Here is an 18,766-nt window from a genome sequence, read left to right on the forward strand (position 1 = left end):
AGATTCCCATGAGCTCTCCTACGAAAACCGCCGAGCGTCCGGCTTCCGCAGCGGCTACCCGACGTAAGAAGCGCGCACCGAAGCCGCAGGGGCAGTGGCTTATCGACGGCCGCGAGCCTCTTAACGACGACGAGCGCATTAAGAAAGAAGATGCCGGCTTTGCCGTTAAGCAGCGTGTTATCGACACCTACTCCAAGCGGGGTTTTGATTCCATCCCCGCAGAGGATCTAGCCCCGCGTTTTAAGTGGATTGGCCTCTACACCCAGCGCAAGCAGGGCCTTAGTGGTGAGCACACCGGTGTGAAGACCAACGCCGAGCTGCAGGACAAGTACTTTATGCTCCGCGTTCGCCTCGATGGTGGCCAGACCACCACTGAGGGCATTCGCACCATCGGCGAGATCTCCCGCGACTTCGCCCGCGACACCGCGGACTTCTCCGACCGCCAGAATGTCCAGTTGCACTGGATCCGCATCGAGGACATGCCGGAGATTTGGGACCGCCTTGAGCGAGTCGGCCTCGACACCAACTTCGGCTGCGGCGATGTCCCCCGCGTTATCCTGGGCAGCCCGGTCGCCGGCGTGGCAGCTGATGAGATTGTCGACGGCACCAATGCAATTCGCCGCATCAAGGAGGAGTACCTCTCCGGCGACGAGTTCTCCAACCTGCCGCGTAAGTTTAAGTCCGCAGTTTCCGGCTCCCCGCGTCTCGACGTCACCCACGAGGTCCAGGACGTTGCCTTCGTCGGTGTCAATCACCCCGAGCACGGCCCCGGTTTCGACGTTTGGGTCGGCGGCGGTCTTTCCACCAACCCGATGCTCGCCCAGCGTCTCGGTGCCTGGATCCCCGAGGACGAGGTTCCCGAGGTATGGGCTGGCGTGTGCCGAATCTTCCGTGACTACGGTTACCGTCGCCTGCGCAACCGCGCGCGTCTGAAGTTCCTCGTCGCCGAATGGGGCGCGGAGAAGTTCCGCCAGGTGCTCGAAGACGACTACCTCAACCGCAAGCTTATCGACGGCCCCGCGCCCGAGCCTTTCGAGGGTGACCGCGACCACATCGGCGTGCACAAGCAGGCCGACGGTCTCAACTACGTCGGCGTTAAGCCCGCTGTCGGCCGCGTTCCGGGCTCTGACCTGGTCAAGCTCGCTGACATTGCCGAGCGCCACGGTGTCTCCCGCGTCCGCACCACCGTGATGAAGGAGCTCATTCTCCTCGACGTCGCCGACGACCAGGTTGACTCCCTGCTCGCAGAACTCGACGAAATTGGCCTGTCCGCCAAGCCCTCCGCTTTCCGACGGGGGATCCTGGCCTGCACCGGCCTGGAGTTCTGCAAGCTCGCACTTGTCACCACGCGCCAGCGCGCAATTGATTTGGTGGACGACTTGGAGGAACGCCTCGGCGACCTCGATGTCCCAATTACCATTGCGCTCAACGGCTGCCCGAATGCCTGCGCCCGCACGCAGATTGCCGACATCGGACTCAAGGGGCAAATCGTCACCGACGACGAGGGCAATCGCGTTGAGGGGTTCCAGGTTCACCTCGGTGGCTCGTTGGGACTCGATGCCAACTTCGGCCGCAAGGTTCGTGGCCACAAGGTCACCTCCGCAGAACTGGGGGACTACATCGAGCGGGTCGTCAATCACTTCAAGGATCAGCGTCACGAGGGCGAACAGTTCCGCGAGTGGATCGTCCGAGCTGATGAGGAGGACCTGAAGTGAGTGAATCTCCCAATGAGGTTCGGTCGCAGGGACCGTCGGCAAGCGAACAAGACGAGACCCCAGCGCGACTGGGGATTGGTGGCCGAAGCGCACACCCCAATCCGAACCGCGGCGCGGTGATGCACTGCCCATACTGCGGCGGTGACGATCTGTGGCCCGATGTAGAAACCGATTACGCCTGGCAATGCCGCGAATGCTGCCGGGTATTCACAGTGAAACTGCATGGTCATATTGATAGGAAGGTGGCGTCATGAGCACGGGACTGAAAACCGCTGAAGTCATTAAGACTCAGGAGGCGCTCGCGCGTGAGGACGTGCTGGACAATCCGGAGACCGCTCGTCGTCTGATCGAGCTCGCGCTGGAGTGGGGCTCCAAGCTGGAGACTGCCACTTCCGGGGAAGTACTGGAATGGGGTGCGGAGCACCTGCACACGCCACTGGCTGTGACCCTGTCGATGCAGGACACGGTATTGGCGGAGCTGGCTGCTCGGCACGCGCCGGAGGCGGATTTGATCTTCCTGGATACGGGTTACCACTTCCCGGAGACCCTCGATGTGGCGGAGCAGGTTGCACAGCGCTACGACAACCGACTGCTGTCGATTGAGCCGAAGCGCACCCGCGCCGAACAGGACGCCGAAGAGGGTGTCGACCTGTACAAAACCGACCCGACGCGCTGCTGCGCACTGCGGAAGGTCGAGCCACTGTCAGCCGTGAAGCGCCCCTACGAGGGCTGGGTCACTGGACTGAAGCGTGTCGACGCGCCGACCCGCGCGCACACGCCGGTACTGGAAATCGATAAGACCGGTCGCATTAAGCTCAACCCGCTGGCCACCTGGACGGATGAGGACGTTGCCCAGTACATCGAGGACAACGACCTCATTGTGCATCCGCTGACACAACAGGGGTTCCCGTCGATTGGCTGCGCGACATGCACCGCGCGAGTGGCCGAGGGGGCGGATCCGCGCTCAGGCCGCTGGGCGGGCAGCGAAAAGACAGAGTGCGGATTGCATCTCTAGTTTGAGCGGCTGGCGGCTAGACGATACCGACAGCCACTAGCCACTAGCCACTAACCAATTGCCGCTCATGGCTCGCTGCGAACTGCAGCTTATACAGACAGTTTTTTAAAACAGCCAACAAGCTAACACAGCTAACACAGCCACAACAGAAAGAACCCCATGACAAGCTCAACCACCGTTTCCGTACAGAACCGCCTAGACCCGCGGCTTGCCGAGCTCGAGGCCGAGGCCATCGACATTATCCGCCAGACTGCCGGCCAGTTTGACCGTCCGGCACTGCTTTTCTCCGGCGGAAAGGACTCCGTAGTCGTGCTCGAGCTGGCCAAGCGCGCTTTCGCGCCGGCGAGTATCCCGCTGGAGCTGCTCCACGTCGACACCGGCCACAACTTCCCCGAAGTCATTGCGTTCCGCGACAAGATTGCCGCTCAGCCAGGCATCAAGCTGCACGTAGCCGAGGTTCAGGACTGGATCGACAGTGGCGTGCTCACCGAGCGTGCCGACGGTACCCGCAACCCCCTGCAGACCGTGCCGCTGGTGGAAACCATCGCCAACCGTGGTTACGACGCTGTCCTCGGTGGCGCCCGCCGCGATGAGGAAAAGGCCCGCGCCAAGGAGCGTGTGTTCTCCGTCCGTGACTCCTTCGGCGGTTGGGATCCGCGTCGTCAGCGCCCCGAGCTGTGGGGCCTCTACAACGGCCGTCACGCCGCCGGTGAGAACGTTCGCGTTTTCCCAATCTCGAACTGGACCGAGGCCGACGTCTGGGCCTACATCGAAGCTCGTGATATTGAATTGCCACCCATTTACTTCGCCCACGAGCGTGAGGTGTTCAACCGCGGCGGTATGTGGCTGGCACCGGGCGAGTGGGGTGGACCCCGCGACGGCGAAACCCTCGAAGTTCGCACCGTCCGCTACCGCACTGTCGGTGACATGAGCTGCACCGGCGCTGTCGAATCGACTGCCACCACTATTGCGGAGGTCATGGAGGAACTTCGCACATCCAAGCTCACCGAGCGTGGCGCTACCCGCGCAGATGACAAGTTGTCCGAATCCTCCATGGAAGACCGCAAGAAGGAAGGTTACTTCTGATGAGCCAGCCAAATTCCCCAGCTACCCTGATTACCGCCGACCGCGCCACTCGCGCTCGTCGCACTCTTCGCCTGTGCACCGCTGGCTCCGTCGACGACGGTAAGTCCACCTTCGTCGGTCGCCTGCTGCACGACACGAAGAACATCCTCGCCGACCAGTATGAGGCTGTCGTCGCCTCCTCACAGGCACGCGGTCAGGAAAATCCTGACCTGTCGCTGCTGGTCGACGGCCTGCGTGCCGAGCGAGAGCAGGGTATCACCATCGACGTCGCCTACCGCTATTTCGCCACCGACGTCCGCTCGTTCATCCTCGCCGACTGCCCTGGTCACGAGCAGTACACCCGAAACACGATTACCGGTATGTCCACCGCCGAGGCTGTCGTTTTGCTTATCGACGCGCGCAACGGCGTCGTGACGCAGACCAAGCGTCACGCAACGGTGGCCGGCCTGCTGGGTGTCCGCCACGTCATCTTCGCGGTCAACAAGATTGACCTGTTGGACTACAGCGAAGATGCCTTCCGCAAGATTGAGTCGGATGTGGCAGCGCTGGCAGAGCGCCTGGGTCTGCAGAACACCTTCGTTGTTCCGGTGTCGGCTCTGGTCGGCGACAACATTGTCGATCCTTCCCAGCACACCCCGTGGTATGAGGGTCCGACCGTGCTGGAACTGCTGGAAAACCTCAACATCGGTGCCGATCTGGAAACCGATGCCGAGGCCGACCTGCGTCTGCCCATCGACTACGTCATTCGTGATCACGCCACCGAGTACCGCGGTTACGCTGGCCGTATCGCCGCAGGTAGTGTGCGTGTGGGCGACGCTGTCTCCGTGGACGCTAACCGTCAGGCGACCGTCACGAAGATCACTGTGGCAGCTGAGGACGTCAGCGAGGCCGTAGCCGGTCAATCCGTGGCCATCAGCCTGGATGCCGAGTTCGACCTCGCCCGCGGTGACCTTATCAGCGGCACCCGTCCGGAGGACGTCCGCCGCTTCTCCGCCGTGGCTGTCCACCTTGCGGACAAGCCGCTGGCAGTCGGTCGTGTCGTTGAGGTGCGCTACGGTGCCGCGCTGGTGCGTGGGCGTATCGCTTCCGTCGATGCTCTTATCGACATCGAGACCGGTGAGCCCACCGGCGTTGCCGACCAGCTCGCGGTCAATGATGTCGCTGAGGTGACCATCGAGGTCGCGCAGCCGCTCCCGGTCGATGCCTACCGCGTCGGTGGTCGTGTCGGTGCCTTCCTGCTTATTGAGCCGGGCACCGGTGACACCCTCACCGCTGGCCTCGTGCGTGGCGCAGCTCAGTAGAGCTGCCAGATAGAGAAACCAGAAAGCACAGCTAGCGAGACTGAGGAGACCACCGATGACAGCACTGATTTTGCTAGCGCACGGTTCACGACATTCCGAGACCAAACCGGTGCTCGAAGAGGTGGTCGCACTCGTGCGCGAGAAGATGCCGCTCACCCGTCTGGACGCTCCCTCCCAGATTCGCCTCGCTTGGCTGGACCTCGACGAGCCTTCGCTGGACGCCGTCTGCGCCGACCTCGCCGCCGCTGGCGAGACTCGCGCACTGGCCGTACCTCTACTGTTCACTGATGCGTTCCACTCGCGAGTCGACGTTCCCGAGCAGGTTCGGCTCTGCGATCGTCACGGTGTTGACATCACAGTGGCCGCAGGACTTGGGCTTGGCGACGGCACGAAGCGCGCCGTCGTCAAGCGAATCATCGAAGCGGCGGAGAAGGCATCTTTTTCCTGGCCGGTGGATGCGCTGGTGATGGGGGTTGGCTCCTCCGATGAGGATGCCAATGCGGCTGTGCACCAGTTCGCGGCAGGCCTCGGCGGGATGCTGCCGGGGTATGTGAGTGCGTCATTCGTGGTCGGTCCCGAGAAAATCAAGGGAGCCGATGCCGTGGCCGTGGCACAGGAGCGCGCGGCCAAGCGTGGTCGCGGACTCGTAGTGGTGCCGCTGTTTACCGCGCCGGGGCTGCTGTGGGATCGAGTCGTCGATGCTGGAGCCGCTGCTGGTGCTGGCCAAGTGGCTTTTGGCGAGCCATTGGCTGAGCTCTTGGCACCGATTGTGTGCTGTCGCTGGGACTCGCGATCCGCCTACGCGAACGTGCCGGTGGTTGCCTAGGGCGGTAGTGCCGGTAGAGCCCTAGTTACTCGCCCTTGGAGTGAGCGACCATCTCATCCCACTCGACGTACTTCTTGCGCTCGCGCCCCTCGGCCTCGCCGGCGGCGCGCTCGGCGGCATCGAGCTTGTGCCAGCCCTCCCAATCCAGGTAATCGATGCCCTTGGATTCCAGCAGCTCGTTGACTGCGGACAGCTCCGGCTTGGATGGGGTGAACTTCTTGCCTTCTGCGGCATCTGCCAGCAGGTTGGCCACGGCCTCGTTGGCATCGCCCTTGGTATTGCCAATCAGGCCGACCGGGCCACGGCGAACCCACCCGGTGGTGTAGAGGCCGGTGATGGTCTCGGCTTCTTCATCCTCGGTGTTTTCCGATTCAATGACTCGACCGCCGACGTTGGAGATGACGTTCTTGACGTTGTCGAACGGGATTCCCGGCAGTGCGTCGGAGCGGTAGCCCACGGCGGAGTAGACCGCGCCGACCTTCCAGTCGGTGGTCTCGCCGGTCGGGCACAGCCCGCCAGCCCCGTCGTATTCCATACGCTGCGTGCGCAAGCCGACCACATGCTGCTCGCCGTCGGCGCCCTCCTCGCTGAGGATTTCCACTGGCGACTCGAAGAAGTGAATGTAGAGCTTGTGCGGTGCGTTCTTCGGTTCGCGGATGGCGTAGTTCTCCAGGATGGTGCAGACCTGGTCAGTGATCTTGGAGTTGCGACGCATAATCTCGGACGCGGAGTCGTAGTCAATATCGCGCGGATCGACAACGACCTCGACGTTTGGTGAGTAGTCCAGTTCCTTGAGCTCCAGCGGAGTGAACTTTGCCTGTGCCGGGCCACGTCGACCGAAGACGTGGACTTCCTTGGCCTTATTGGTCTTCAGAACCTCGTAGACATTGTCCGGAATCTCCGTGACGTGCAGTTCCTCGCCGGTCTTCGCCAGGATTCGGGAGACGTCCAGCGCGACGTTACCGACACCGACGACGGCCACGGACTCCGCCGAGAGGTCCCAGGTGCGCTCAAAAAGCGGATTGCCGTCGTAGAAGCCCACGAATTCACCAGCACCAAAGTGCTCCGGCAGATCCGCACCCGGCGTCGGCAGTGCGCGGTCGCCGACAGCACCGGTGGCGAAGATGACGGCGTCGTAATGCTCCTTTAATTCGTCGAGGGTGATGTCCTTGCCGAACTCAACGTTGGAGAACAGACGTAGCTCCGGCTTTTCCATCACACGGTGCAGGGCCATGATGATGCCCTTGATACGTGGGTGGTCGGGGGCGACGCCGTAGCGAATCAGGCCGAATGGAGTCGGCATCTTTTCAAAGAGATCGACTTCCACGTCGGTACTGGATTTCATCAGTGCATCGGAAGCATAAACACCGGCCGGGCCAGAGCCAATTACGGCAACGCGGAGCGGGCGATTCATGAAGTCTGTCCTTCTTTCTCTAATGCTTTACGACGGCCACGAGACCGCGGCGTAAGTAGCTGCCAGCGGTGACCTCGCGGGAAAGTGAGTTATTGGTCAGCTTTGGGTTTATTCGACATTCCCAATGGTAGCGCCCCCAATCGTAGCGATAACTTACGAAAAATCGAGAGGTGAGCATCACATCATTGGTGAGATGCTTTCGGAGATAGACAAAACTAAATGTGACCTTAATCACGTTTGATGTGGGAATTTGGGATAGTTCACTAGAAAAACAGTGCAAAAGCGGGCATTGTGCGGGAAATTCGTTGGAATCTGTGGGGAAATGTGTGGCTACCAGGGGTAACCAGGGAGGTTTGCGTCTGCCGTGAGATGTAAGGTGACTCACAATAAGATGAAAATAATGATTTGAGGCTCAGGCAGTCCAACGGCTCAAGCCAAGTCAGCGATTAAGCAAGTCAACGATTAAGCGCAGTGCGAGAAAGGAACGTCGGTGAGCGAAAAGAACGCCCAAGCGTCCACCAACAACTCCGCAGTCCTGATTACTTCAGTAGACCGCGCAGACAATCTGCAAGATGTCATTACGGCATTGTCTGAGGCACTGGGTGGGGCACGTTGCCTCCACACTGTCGGTGGGCCGCACGGCGCCACTGTGGACCAGGTTGTTTCTGATTCGGAATCTGCGCTTGACACCATCGTCAGTGCTGTCGAGGCTGACCGCGTTGCTAACGAGGGCGCGGCAGTACTGACTGGCTCCGGCAACCTGGACTTCGACTTCCGTATTGCCACTGTCGCCGGTGCCGGTGTCATCGTTGTCGCTGGTGGTACGGGCTGCCATGAAGATGCCGCCAAGGCTCGCATTCGTCTGGCTCTCAGCAGCGCAGCTCAGCGTCATAGCGAGGTGCTCGCTGTTGTCCTGACCGGGGAGGACGCGGCCGAGGCTGCTAAGACTCTCGAGCTTGATGTTCCCGTTGTTGCGGTTGACGATATCGAGGGGCTGCGCAAGGTCGTTAGCCGCGAGGTCACCGCTGTGATGACTCCGCAGCGTTTCCAGTGGTGGCTGCTGCAGCGCGCCAAGGCTGATAAGCGCCACATTGTGTTGCCAGAGGGCGATGACGATCGCATTCTCGAGGCCGCTGATTACCTCTTGCACGAAGACATCTGTGAGCTCACCATCCTCGGTGACCCGGACGCTATGGAGGCGCGCGCCTCCGAACTGGGGTACGACATCAACGCTGCTCATCTCTGGAACCCGCAGACCTCCGAGTACGTTGAGCAGTTCGCGGAGCAGTTCGCAGAGATGCGCAAGGCCAAGGGCGTCACGCTGGAGCAGGCCCGTGAGACGATGCAGGACATCTCCTACTTTGCGACGATGATGATTCACAACGGGCTTGTCGACGGCATGGTTTCCGGTGCAGCCCACACGACTGCTCACACCATCCGTCCATCCCTGCAGATTATTAAGACCAAGCCGTCGGCATCCACGGTGTCGTCGCTATTCCTCATGGTTATGGATAACTCGCTGTGGGGTTTTGCGGACTGCGCGGTGCTGCCGAAGCCGGCTCCGGAGCAGCTGGGTGAAATCGCGGTAGTATCCGCTGAAACTGCAGCTTCCTTCGGTATCGATGCTCGTGTCGCCATGCTGAGCTACTCCACTGGTGCGTCCGGCACCGGTGAGGATGTTGACCGTGTGAAGGCTGGTCGGGCCAAGGCCAAGGAGCTGTCTCCTGACCTCGCTGTCGACGGTCCACTGCAATTCGATGCCGCTATTGACCCGTCTGTGGCAGCGAAGAAGATGCCGGATTCCTCCGTTGCGGGTAAGGCAACTGTTTTCGTGTTCCCGGATTTGGACGCCGGTAACATCGGTTACAAGATTGCCCAGCGTTGCGGCGGTGCATTGGCAATCGGCCCGATTCTGCAGGGCTTGAACAAGCCGGTCAATGACCTTTCCCGTGGCGCCACGGTGCCGGACATCATCAACACGGTTGCAATTACCGCTATTCAGGCTGGAGGAAACTAAATATTATGTCCCGTCATGTACTTGTTTTGAACTCCGGTTCCTCCTCCATCAAGTTTCAGTTGGTAGATCCGGAAAAGGACTCCACACAGCCGCCGTATGTCTCCGGTCTGGTTGAGCGCATTGGTGAAGAAGACGGTGTTGTTAATCTGAAGTTCTCCGGACAGAAGATTGAAATCACCGAGCCAATCGCAGACCACGCCAGTGGCCTCGACCGCGCGTTCGCGCTGATGGATGAGCATGGTGTTGGCCCGGAGTCTGTGGATATTGCCGCAGTTGGTCACCGCGTCGTTCACGGTGGTCGCCTGTTTTCGGGCCCGGAGCTGATTAACGATGAAATCGTCGGCATGATTCGTGATTTGATTCCGCTGGCACCACTGCATAACCCGGCCAACATTGTCGGTATCGAAGAGTCGCGCAAGCTGCTTCCTGATGTGCCTCATGTCGCTGTTTTCGACACTGGTTTCTTCCACACCATGCCGCCGGCTGCTGCTCTGTACCCGCTTAACGCCGAGGTCGCATCCAAGTTCGACATCCGTCGTTACGGCTTCCACGGCACCTCGCATGAGTTTGTCTCCAAGCAGGTGCCGGACCTTTTGAACAAGCCGACAGAGGAAATCAATCAGATCACGCTGCACCTGGGCAATGGTGCGTCGTGTGCGGCTATCCGAGGTGGCCAGGCGGTGGATACCTCGATGGGGCTGACCCCACTGGCCGGTCTGATGATGGGCACTCGTACCGGTGACATTGATCCGGGCATCATCTTCCACCTCTACCGCAATGGCATGAGCATCGATGAGATCGACAACCTGTGCAACCGCCAGTCTGGTCTGAAGGGTGTCTCCGGGGTCAATGACTTCCGTGTCCTGCAGGAGCGCATGGATGACCATGACCCGGATGCCTGGGCTGCATACCAGATGTACGTCCACCAGCTGCGCCGCTACATCGGCTCTTACATGCTGATTCTCGGTCGCCTGGACGCCATCACCTTCACTGCCGGCGTCGGTGAGAATCACGTCGGTATCCGCCGTGACTCAATGGCTGAGCTCGAGAACTTTGGCATCAAGATTGATGACGAGCGCAACTCTCAGCCGAACGACGGCCCGCGTCTGATTTCTGCGGATGACTCGAAGGTCAAGGTCTTCGTAGTTCCAACCAATGAAGAGCTGGCCATTGCCCGCTACGCAATGAGTTTCGTGGACTAGTTTTTGAGTAGGAGCTCCGACGAGTAGGCAGGGCTCCTGTAACCCGCAATCGACGGCCGCTAGATGCCACGCCTGTTGAATACACAGCTGTACCTCAACAAAATAAGCCCGCCCCGCTAGCTTCCAAACTGGAAGAACCTAGCGGGGCGGGCTTGTTTTGTACACGCCACTGACAACTGCGTAAAAGACACAGTCATCACCGAAGCACATCGGAAGGGGCAGATAGCTACCAGTAACTACCAGATGTAGACGCCGTCGCCGACCTGCAGGGTGTCGAAGTACATCACGGCATCATCGTGATTCAGGTGGATGCAGCCGTGGGACATCTGATTGACAGAACCCTCGTGGAAAGCCTCGCCGTCATTGGTGAAGTACACCGAGAATGGCATCGGACCGTTGTAAGGGACCGACCACTCATCACGGACCTTGCGGGTAACGCTCAGGTTGCCGCGGGTGGTCTCATAGCCCGGCATACCGGAGGACATTGGCACCGGACCGTAGGTGATATGGCCATTTTCCTGCAGCCAGGTCTTCTGGTTGGCCAGGTCAACGCAAGCACGGGCACTCGGAGGGCACGGGTTGTTTGGTTCTGGGCGCGGTTCTGGGCGTGGCTTCTGCTCTGGCTGTGGAGCAGGGGCAGGCGCCGGCTCAGGCTGCGACGGCTTGTTCTGGCCCTCCAGCAAACCGAAAACCTCGTTGACGACGCGGGTAGCCTCGGCCTTCTGCGGTGCCGGCAGCGGCAAGCTGTCGATGGCACTCAGCAGCTGGGTTTTGATCTTGTCCGCCAGCTGCTTGTTATTCTCAGCGAATTTGACGTTCTCATTAATCAGGGCGACAACCGAATCCGGCAGCTTCACAGATGAGGAGTCCAGTACCTCAGAGAGCTCAGGGGCAAGATCGCGTGGATTCAGAGTCGAGATTTCCGGCAGCTTGAGATCTCGGACCTTCTGACCCGCCGACTGCAGATCCGGGTAAACCGGCAGAGCAACGGCAGTGCCGGCGCCAATACCAAAGGCGGTGGTGAGGGCTGCAGCGCTGATGATGACACGCTTAGCGCTACGGAGAGAAGATTTCGAGGAGGCAAACATAGGGGATATCTTAAACCACTAACCGTAATTCTCTCTTTATTCACCAATTCCGGGGTGGCGCTCACGCGCCAACCTCACGTTTGACCAGGGGCGGTACTAAAGCGGCACTAAAGCCTCAGTGCCGCACTCCGTGCACACTAACCCAGCATCAGTCCGGCATCAGCCCAGCGCCATTCCAGCATCAAAACCTAACGCCAAGTTCGTGGTCGGATGAGGTTGGCGATATCCACCAAATTGTAGCGGTGCCGCGGAAACTGGGAAGAGCGCGCCAGCATTCGCAGGTCCTTTTCCAGCCCCTCGCGCAGGCCAGCCACGGTGAAGGGCGCATCGAAAAGTCCGTTAGAGCTCGCCGCATGGTCGAGGTTCGAGCTACGCAACCAGTTCAGTGCCGATGCCATCACGGCAATGCGTAGCTGCGGCATGCGCGGTTCATTCGTCGGGAGTTCCACAAGCCGGCGAGCAGCACGGCGAATTCTCGACTCGGTCAACTCGGAAGGCTGCCCGGAGGTGAGCATGAGAATCGTCGTCAAGCGTGCCATGCGATGGTGTCGGGAGTTGCCGGGAACGCGATCGAGCTGGGAGATAGCCATCTCGTGCTGACGCTCGGAGGCCAGCTGACGAGCCAAGCCGAAGGCGGAGGACACCGTCGTAGGGTTGGCCGCCCACACGACAGCATAGAGACGGAGAGTATTGAAACGGATAGTCTGTGGTGACAGGGACTCGTTGATCCAATCGGGGGAGAAGATCTCGGGCGTACCAGCGGCGACATTATCCAACGCGCTGCTCAAGTTCGCGGCGGCGCGGGCGACGGCGGGTTCAAGGAGGGAGGCGTTGGCGATGCCCAGGCGCTGCTGAATCAGCTCGAGAGTCGCGGCCAGCGCTAGTTTTGGAGCGGGTTCGCCGGGCAGCATGGTCAGCACATGGTGGAATGACGCTAGGGCATCATTGAACTGATCGAGAAGCAGGTAAGTGATGCCCTCGTACCAGCGGTAACGCCAATCGCGCTGCAGGCGTTCGGAGGTATCGCGGAGGCTATCGCGGGCATCATCAATCAATCCCAGATCCAGCTTTGCACGCACGATGCCCAATGGAATTTCCACCGAGGAGCCATACTCGGGTTCGGACAGTGCGTTGGTCAGGGTTTCGATTAATTCGTTGGGCTCGGTAAACGACGAGGCACTTAGGATTCGTGCACCAGGGTCCGTCGGGTTAATCAGCGGCACAGGCAGCGCGAAAGTCACCTCTTGCGGAGTGATTTCTACGCCGCGGGTGATTCCGTCGACAAGCTGATCGGTGCGGAACACCAGGTGTTTGGTGCCGTACGTGGAACGCTGCGGCGAGAAATTCGACACTGCCTGGGGGAATTGCACGCCGTCGCGTACCGCTAGAATTTCGCGCAGTACGCCGATGAGCTGCACACTCATCTCTTCGGCGGAACCGAAGCGGGCCTCGGGGTCCTCGTGGCAAGCGCGCAATAGGAAGCGGTAGAGCGAGTAGAAACGGCGGAACAGGGGCTCCTCAACGGGAGTGGGCAGCCCCGGATCGTAGACACCGTTGGTCGCCGGCAGTTTCAAAATTAGCGAGGCCAGCGTGCGGCCGACGGTGTAGATATCACTGGCGATTGTCGGTCCCGTCGTGGCAATCTCCGGCGCCTGGAAGCCAGGTGTGCCGTAGATATGGCCGTAGGCGCCGATGCCGGTGACTGCGCCGACGTCGATAAGCGTGACGTGATCCTCTGTGAGTAGCACATTGTCCGGCTTCAAATCGTTGTAGACAACGCCGCGCGAGTGCAGGTAATCAAGCGCGGGTAATAGCTCCAGAATGTAGCCAATCGCCAGGTCGCAGGGCATAACGCCGTCCGGGTAGCTTCGACGATGTTTGCGCAACGACGGGCCGCCGACGTACTCCATCACAATGAAGCCGGTGGCGCTGTCGGTGTCCGTCTCGTCGATGAAGTTGATAATCTTCACAATCCCCGGATGCGAGATTTCCGCGAGGAACTCGCGTTCTGCCTGGACTACGGCGAAATCTTTCTCGTTTTTCGCAGCCATCATGCCCTTGAGCACGACCCAGCGATCCGAGACATTGTGGTCAATTGCCAGATAAATCCAGCCGAGACCGCCATGGGCAACCGGCCCCACAATCTCATACTGATCTGCGACGATATCGCCGGCTTTTAGATTCGGCGTCGGCTTATTCGTCGCCCGAATCTTCTCCTCGCTCATCACCGCATCTCGCGGGTCCTGCGTCGTGATGTACGGCAGGTGCACCATGCCGTCGGCGACCGTGCGTCCGCGGTGCGCATTCGAGCGCTTCCGGCGGAAGTCCTCCAACGCTTTACGGTGGGAGGCCATCGACGGATCCGCCGGCTGGGCGCCCGGTGCGGTCGTCTCGCTTGACGACGAATCCCCGCGCCCCAACAACTCGGAGATATCAAACTCTTCGTCATCGTCATCATCTGCAAAGGGGTCGAAAGCGACAGCGGCAGTGCCGGGCTCCTGCTCGTCTTTATCGGCGAACGGGTCGAAGGCGACGGCCTGAGTTGCAGCAGCCTCTGCCTCTGCGTGGACGTCCTCCTGGGGGCCGGGCGTGTGCTGGGAATGCTGGGCTTGCTCGGGGTGCTGGTTTTCGTCGCTCATCGGTCATTCACCTCGCCTTCTGGAGCAGCTTCCGGTGTGGGCGTAATTCCAAGTATGTCTTCGTCGTTGCCGTACTGTGGCACCGGTTGGGTACCACTTGGTAGGAAGGGGCCGAACCAGGTGTTGTAGAGAGATTGCCAGGTGCCGTCGTTCGCTATGCGCTCCAGGGTCGCGTTGATTTGGCGAACGAGGCCGGGGTTCTTCTTGGACACACCGGCCGCGTAGCTTTCCTCGTTCAAGTCTCGCTGAACAATTGCGGTGGCCGGATCTTGGTCGTTGATACCAGCGAGGATGGTGTCGTCGGCAACGACAATCTCTGCTTGGTCGTTTTGAAGTGCAATCAGGCAATCCGACCAGTTACCGACCAACAACAGCGTATTGTTCGGCGAGAGGCGCCGAATCAAATCCTCGGTAGTGGATCCTCGGGAGACACAGATACGCCCGTCCTCGACGTCCTCAGGGGAGGCATCGCCACCCGGCGAAGAGACAAGCACCCCAGCTCGTGCCGTCAAATACGGTGCGGAAAACAGCGCCTTTTCGCGCCGGGCATCGGTGACCGTCATAGTGCGCAACACGACATCGACGGTGCCGTCCTCGAGTGCAGCGATGCGTTCATTGCTGTCGACGAACCGGAACTCAACGGCGTCGGGATTATCAAAGATGTCCCTGGCAATCTCTTGTGCCAGAGATACTTCAAACCCAGAGAGCTCGCCGGTGCTGAAATCGCGGAAGCTGAGTAGGTTCAACGACTGGTCAACACCAATAATGATGCGGCCGCGCTTGTAAATCTCCGGGACTCGTTCCGCTGGTGTTTGGTCATCTGGCGCTAGTGTGGACAAATCTGGGGTGTTCGTCTGAGTCGCAGGCTTCTTCGAGGAGGCCTTGTCGTAGAACGCGCCCGGTGGCAGAGGGAAATCGCCGGTGGCCTCAAGGATGGTGCGCGAGTAGGGATCGTCGGCAAGCGAATCGGGTGCGCAGGCGCTGATGGTGAGGCCGGCGATGGCGAGCACACCGAGGGTAGCCATGCGCCGCCAACCGACGAAACCGCGGTGCGATGGGGACAACGGGACGATCATAGGTACTCCAGGAGCCGGTGGCGGAATCCGATAACGACCAGAACTGCTGCGATTACGGTCAGAGTAACCGTAGCCAGGGACAGTGCCGCGATAGCGCGACGGGATTGGTCGAGGTTCTCGCGGGCGGTCAGACGGGACTCAGCGATGGAGTTCTGCAGTGACTCATCGAACTGCCCGAACGCAGTTGCCGATGAGCTGGCGTTATCCACATCGGTTGCGACGCGAACCGCTCCGGCGTAGTCACCTGCACTTAAGTGCTCCATCATCAGGTTGTGACCGGCCTCCCAGCTGTAGACAGCGTGGATGGCAGATCGGACATCGTCGTCCGGGGCGTTGGCATCCACTCTTTCCAGCTCACCGACCAGGGAGCGCACGGACTGTGAGAAGGACTCCGCATCCGCCGGCTGACGGCGTACCAAGCCGAGAGTTTCGCTGGCGCGTAGCTGCTGGGCATCAATGCGTACCTCGGTGAGGGTGTGAACGTCAGGGCGCTGGTCGCCGAAGATGGAGTTGGATTGCCATGGTTGAGTGGTGGCAATTCCCACGCCGACAAGTGCGATGGCCATCAACATGGTCGCGCCAAAAAGACCGACGTTGAATAGGCGGCCGGTGCGACGGGTCAGCCACCACTGTGTGAGTATCAGCATCAAAATTGCCGCTGCCAGGCCTGACATTGGGAACAGCGGAGGCCTCGACAGTTCGCGCTGCTCTGCATTAGTGGTGGTACTGGTGCGTTCGTAGAGCGACTTTGCTGCTGGCAGAATCTGCACCTGCATCAGGTTTGAGGCAGAGGCGAGGTACGCGACACTGACGGGATTGCCCTGGCGCGCATTCGCGCGGGCTGTCTCGACCATGCCGGTGTAGACCGGCAACAGACGCTGTACAGTCGCGATATCCTTCATCTCTGGATCATCGACGTTTTCAATGCCCGTAGCCGCGCGGGTAGCGGACATGGAGGCCTGTGCGATGACGTCGTCGAAGTTGCTGACAAGATCCTGGTTGCTGTTGAGCGTGCCACGGGAAAAGGCGGTGTTGGCCGACGCATCGGCAATCGTCAGCGAGGCATAAAGATTCTGTGAGGCATTGGCCATCGGTTCGCTCAGTTGCGAAATTCGGGTGAGCTGCTGCTGGCGTTGCGAGGTTGTTTGCCACATGGATAGGCCGGCGGCCAGGATAGCGACAATGAGGATGAGGGCGACTATGGTCAAGCGGCCCGGCGATGTCATCAAAAAGGACACTGAACGGCGCACATACGTGGCCGACGGGCCGAGCTTGTCGTAGAGGCGGTCACCGAGAAAACGTGTCAGTCTCCGGTTGCGGGGGCCAATTTCGAGGGCATCCACGCGCAGATCGGTATCGCGCGGAGGCATCGCTGGGGATGCGGCTCCTGCGGGCGTCGCTGATGTGGCTGTAGCGGTTGTATTGGCCGAGGACTCGGAGGTTTCCAGAGCAGTTGACGGCGCGGCGCTCTCGGGGGTTGGCGCGGGAGCTTCTTTCGAGTCCTTTGCCGCCTGAGTTGCGGTGTGCGTGTCTAAGCTTTCGCCACCGGGAGTGGTTCGACCGCTGAAACGAGCTCGGCGTGGGGCGCGATTCTTACGGTGAAATGGGTTTCGGTTTTTGTCGTGGGCGCGGGAATGAGGCGCACTTGAAGTGGTTTCACCCATGCGCACGTGTCCTTCCGACGTGACCGAAGTCGCCTGCGGTAATCCCTCCGCTCAGAGCGACGTTAGTTCCTTGAAAATCTTAGTCGCTCGAGCTTGTGACCGAAAACACAAGCCCATCTGGCGTAGGGTGGAAACATGCTTCAGGATGGAAATGGTTGGTCAGCTGGTCCCAACGGTACGCGCTGTTGGGGACGCTTCGGAGCTGCGGGGCTGCTGATTGCGAGCCCTCAGCGCACTGTGCTTATGCAGTATCGAGCTGACTGGACATCATTCCCCCTAACGTGGGGTGTTCCTGGTGGGGCTTGTGATTCTCATGAGACCCCCGAGGCGACTGCGCTGCGTGAGACAGCTGAGGAAACTGGACTTCTCGAGCACCAGCTTCGCATCCTCGACACGCAGGTCACCACTGGTCCCTTCCCGGCCGATCCGGACCGCCCCGAGCTCGCTGGCGATTGGAAGTATCACACGGTCTACGCGCTAGCTGCCGAGGAACTGGAGACGAATCCGAACGAGGAGTCCTTAGAACTGCGCTGGGTTCCGCTTGCCGATGTCGACAGCCTCGACCTGCTTCCAGCTTTCGCGGAATCGTGGCCAAGGGTGCGCACGCACCTCGAGAAGCTGCTGGAAAACCTTGACTAGGTGACTAGGTGGCTAGGTCTGAGGTTCACACCGCCCCCATTGAGGCTGCGCGCTGAGATTGGCATGCAAAAGTCGCTCCCCGGCGCGACTTTTAGGTCGGGAGAGCGGCTTGTCTAATTGGCTACTTGTTGCCTACTTGGAGTCAGCGACTGCTGCCGCACCAGCGGCCAGCGCGGTGACAGCCAGGACGGACGGCCATGCGCCAATCTTCTTGGCCAGTGGGTGCGAGAGGCCGAAAGCGCCGAGGTAGGTGGCCACCAGGCCGGTGGTTCCCAGGGCGCCAGTCTTTTCGTGCCAGGTGCGTGCAGCATATGCGCCGGCAGCGCCCAGGATGACACCGCCGAGTGGGCGAATGCCGGTTTCGCGAGCGGTGAGCCAGCCGCCGATGAGGCCAGTGGCCACCAGTGGAGCGGTCTTTACGTCTTTTGCCTTCTTCAAAGTAATAGCCATAAGCATCATCGTACCTGGTTAGAAGGGCTTAGAGGCGGGTTTTTAGAACGGCTCCTGGCGGCGCTGGTGCTCCTCAACATAGCTTTCCGAGTGCTCCGCCAGCTTCAGCAGTGAAGGCAGCGCCTTAATCAGGGCGCGAACGTCCTTCGGTGACATCGTCCGTACAATTTCGTACACCAGCGCGCCCCAGTGGTCGATGAGCTGCTCTAGGAGGGACTCGCCATCGCTGGAGACATAGAGGTTCTGCGCACGGCGGTCCTTCGCGTTGTTCTCGCGCTCAATCAGTCCGTTGTCGAGCAGGCGGCGAACTGTCGCCGACACGTTGGATGGGCGGAGGAAGCGCAGGCGTGCAATGTCAGATACGCCGCAGCCCGGGTGGGTCGAAATGAAGTGCAGTACTTCCATCTCTGACTGGGAAATGTCCATCCTGGCATTTGGGCGCTCACCGAGACGGCGGGTCGACGCGAGGAAGTCATACAAGCCGATGGAAATCTTCTGCACGCTTTCGCGCAGTGATTCATCGAACTCAATCGAGTCATCCGCGGTAGGGAAGCCGCTCGCTGGCTCCGGGGTGGTGGTGCGCTGAGGGGAGCGTGCAGAAGTCATGGTCTTCCTTCCCGACGTAATGAATTGA

At 60.3% G+C, this 18,766-nt stretch carries 16 protein-coding genes; 9 read left to right on the plus strand and 7 right to left on the minus strand.

Going from position 1 to position 18,766, the window contains the following annotated elements:
• Positions 1–8: 8 nt before the first annotated feature.
• The 6 genes from ADA16_RS06760 (at position 9) to ADA16_RS06780 (ending at position 5,943) form a co-directional block, all read left to right on the plus strand.
• Entirely contained in the window at positions 9–1,715 is a 1,707-nt protein-coding gene (locus tag ADA16_RS06760) for a nitrite/sulfite reductase (RefSeq protein WP_048760331.1), read from the plus strand.
• Positions 1,712–1,969, plus strand: a complete 258-nt coding sequence (locus ADA16_RS11000) for a hypothetical protein (protein WP_239659378.1) — start codon at positions 1,712–1,714, stop codon at positions 1,967–1,969. Before ADA16_RS06760 ends, ADA16_RS11000 begins: the two co-directional genes overlap by 4 nt.
• Entirely contained in the window at positions 1,966–2,730 is a 765-nt protein-coding gene (locus tag ADA16_RS06765) for a phosphoadenylyl-sulfate reductase (protein WP_048760332.1), read from the plus strand. Before ADA16_RS11000 ends, ADA16_RS06765 begins: the two co-directional genes overlap by 4 nt.
• Before the next feature lie 159 nt (positions 2,731–2,889).
• Complete coding sequence (gene cysD, locus ADA16_RS06770) at positions 2,890–3,816, plus strand: sulfate adenylyltransferase subunit CysD (protein WP_048760334.1); 927 nt, start codon at positions 2,890–2,892, stop codon at positions 3,814–3,816.
• The gene (locus ADA16_RS06775; RefSeq protein ID WP_048760336.1) at positions 3,816–5,117 is read left to right on the plus strand and encodes a sulfate adenylyltransferase subunit 1; all 1,302 of its coding nucleotides are present in this window, start codon (positions 3,816–3,818) and stop codon (positions 5,115–5,117) included. The genes cysD and ADA16_RS06775 overlap by 1 nt, the downstream gene beginning before the upstream one ends.
• A 55-nt stretch (positions 5,118–5,172) precedes the next feature.
• Positions 5,173–5,943 carry a sirohydrochlorin chelatase gene (locus ADA16_RS06780; protein WP_048760338.1) on the plus strand — a complete coding sequence of 257 codons (771 nt, stop codon included), beginning with the start codon at positions 5,173–5,175 and terminating at the stop codon, positions 5,941–5,943.
• Between the two features lie 25 nt (positions 5,944–5,968).
• Here the strand turns inward: ADA16_RS06780 and ADA16_RS06785 are convergent, their stop codons facing one another.
• Positions 5,969–7,357 (minus strand): FAD-dependent oxidoreductase, encoded by a 1,389-nt coding sequence (locus ADA16_RS06785; RefSeq protein ID WP_048760340.1) that lies wholly within the window; start codon positions 7,355–7,357, stop codon positions 5,969–5,971.
• Positions 7,358–7,943: 586 nt separating this feature from the next.
• Between ADA16_RS06785 and pta the strand changes: the two genes are divergently transcribed.
• Entirely contained in the window at positions 7,944–9,374 is a 1,431-nt protein-coding gene (pta, locus tag ADA16_RS06790; RefSeq protein ID WP_414629656.1) for a phosphate acetyltransferase, read from the plus strand.
• Positions 9,375–9,379: 5 nt separating this feature from the next.
• On the plus strand, positions 9,380–10,576 hold the full coding sequence (locus ADA16_RS06795) for an acetate kinase (protein WP_048760344.1): 1,197 nt from the start codon (positions 9,380–9,382) through the stop codon (positions 10,574–10,576).
• A gap of 236 nt (positions 10,577–10,812) precedes the next feature.
• Here the strand turns inward: ADA16_RS06795 and ADA16_RS06800 are convergent, their stop codons facing one another.
• From ADA16_RS06800 to ADA16_RS06815, 4 genes are all read right to left on the minus strand, one after another.
• On the minus strand, positions 10,813–11,664 hold the full coding sequence (locus ADA16_RS06800; RefSeq protein WP_048760345.1) for a L,D-transpeptidase: 852 nt from the start codon (positions 11,662–11,664) through the stop codon (positions 10,813–10,815).
• Positions 11,665–11,852: 188 nt separating this feature from the next.
• Positions 11,853–14,303 (minus strand): serine/threonine protein kinase, encoded by a 2,451-nt coding sequence (locus ADA16_RS06805; RefSeq protein ID WP_048760346.1) that lies wholly within the window; start codon positions 14,301–14,303, stop codon positions 11,853–11,855.
• Positions 14,300–15,379 (minus strand): transporter substrate-binding domain-containing protein, encoded by a 1,080-nt coding sequence (locus tag ADA16_RS06810; protein ID WP_048760347.1) that lies wholly within the window; start codon positions 15,377–15,379, stop codon positions 14,300–14,302. Before ADA16_RS06810 ends, ADA16_RS06805 begins: the two co-directional genes overlap by 4 nt.
• Positions 15,376–17,043: a hypothetical protein gene (locus ADA16_RS06815; RefSeq protein ID WP_048760348.1), complete on the minus strand. Its 1,668-nt coding sequence runs from the start codon at positions 17,041–17,043 to the stop codon at positions 15,376–15,378. The genes ADA16_RS06810 and ADA16_RS06815 overlap by 4 nt, the downstream gene beginning before the upstream one ends.
• Positions 17,044–17,178: 135 nt before the next feature.
• On the opposite strand from ADA16_RS06815, the gene ADA16_RS06820 reads away from it, so the two are divergent.
• Positions 17,179–17,682, plus strand: a complete 504-nt coding sequence (locus ADA16_RS06820; RefSeq protein ID WP_048760350.1) for an NUDIX hydrolase — start codon at positions 17,179–17,181, stop codon at positions 17,680–17,682.
• A gap of 132 nt (positions 17,683–17,814) precedes the next feature.
• On the opposite strand, the gene ADA16_RS06825 is transcribed toward ADA16_RS06820, so the two are convergent.
• Together ADA16_RS06825 and ADA16_RS06830 are read right to left on the minus strand one after the other, a co-directional pair.
• The gene (locus ADA16_RS06825) at positions 17,815–18,132 is read right to left on the minus strand and encodes a hypothetical protein (RefSeq protein WP_193387493.1); all 318 of its coding nucleotides are present in this window, start codon (positions 18,130–18,132) and stop codon (positions 17,815–17,817) included.
• A gap of 42 nt (positions 18,133–18,174) precedes the next feature.
• The gene (locus ADA16_RS06830; protein WP_048760351.1) at positions 18,175–18,738 is read right to left on the minus strand and encodes a MarR family winged helix-turn-helix transcriptional regulator; all 564 of its coding nucleotides are present in this window, start codon (positions 18,736–18,738) and stop codon (positions 18,175–18,177) included.
• Positions 18,739–18,766: the final 28 nt, after the last annotated feature.

It is taken from the genome of Corynebacterium vitaeruminis, assembly GCF_001054325.1.
Lineage (GTDB): Bacteria > Actinomycetota > Actinomycetes > Mycobacteriales > Mycobacteriaceae > Corynebacterium > Corynebacterium vitaeruminis_A.

Bases quoted from the DNA above. Each gene is read 5' to 3' on its own strand.
- ADA16_RS06785 (WP_048760340.1), bottom strand. From the start codon at position 7,357: ATGAATCGCCCGCTCCGCGTTGCCGTAATTGGCTCTGGCCCGGCCGGT.
- cysD (WP_048760334.1), top strand. From the start codon at position 2,890: ATGACAAGCTCAACCACCGTTTCCGTACAGAACCGCCTAGACCCGCGG.
- ADA16_RS06825 (WP_193387493.1), bottom strand. From the start codon at position 18,132: ATGGCTATTACTTTGAAGAAGGCAAAAGACGTAAAGACCGCTCCACTG.
- ADA16_RS06760 (WP_048760331.1), top strand. From the start codon at position 9: ATGAGCTCTCCTACGAAAACCGCCGAGCGTCCGGCTTCCGCAGCGGCT.
- ADA16_RS06775 (WP_048760336.1), top strand. From the start codon at position 3,816: ATGAGCCAGCCAAATTCCCCAGCTACCCTGATTACCGCCGACCGCGCC.
- ADA16_RS06810 (WP_048760347.1), bottom strand. From the start codon at position 15,379: ATGATCGTCCCGTTGTCCCCATCGCACCGCGGTTTCGTCGGTTGGCGG.
- ADA16_RS06820 (WP_048760350.1), top strand. From the start codon at position 17,179: ATGCTTCAGGATGGAAATGGTTGGTCAGCTGGTCCCAACGGTACGCGC.
- ADA16_RS06830 (WP_048760351.1), bottom strand. From the start codon at position 18,738: ATGACTTCTGCACGCTCCCCTCAGCGCACCACCACCCCGGAGCCAGCG.
- ADA16_RS06780 (WP_048760338.1), top strand. From the start codon at position 5,173: ATGACAGCACTGATTTTGCTAGCGCACGGTTCACGACATTCCGAGACC.
- ADA16_RS06815 (WP_048760348.1), bottom strand. From the start codon at position 17,043: ATGGGTGAAACCACTTCAAGTGCGCCTCATTCCCGCGCCCACGACAAA.
- ADA16_RS06765 (WP_048760332.1), top strand. From the start codon at position 1,966: ATGAGCACGGGACTGAAAACCGCTGAAGTCATTAAGACTCAGGAGGCG.
- ADA16_RS06800 (WP_048760345.1), bottom strand. From the start codon at position 11,664: ATGTTTGCCTCCTCGAAATCTTCTCTCCGTAGCGCTAAGCGTGTCATC.
- ADA16_RS06805 (WP_048760346.1), bottom strand. From the start codon at position 14,303: ATGAGCGACGAAAACCAGCACCCCGAGCAAGCCCAGCATTCCCAGCAC.
- ADA16_RS06795 (WP_048760344.1), top strand. From the start codon at position 9,380: ATGTCCCGTCATGTACTTGTTTTGAACTCCGGTTCCTCCTCCATCAAG.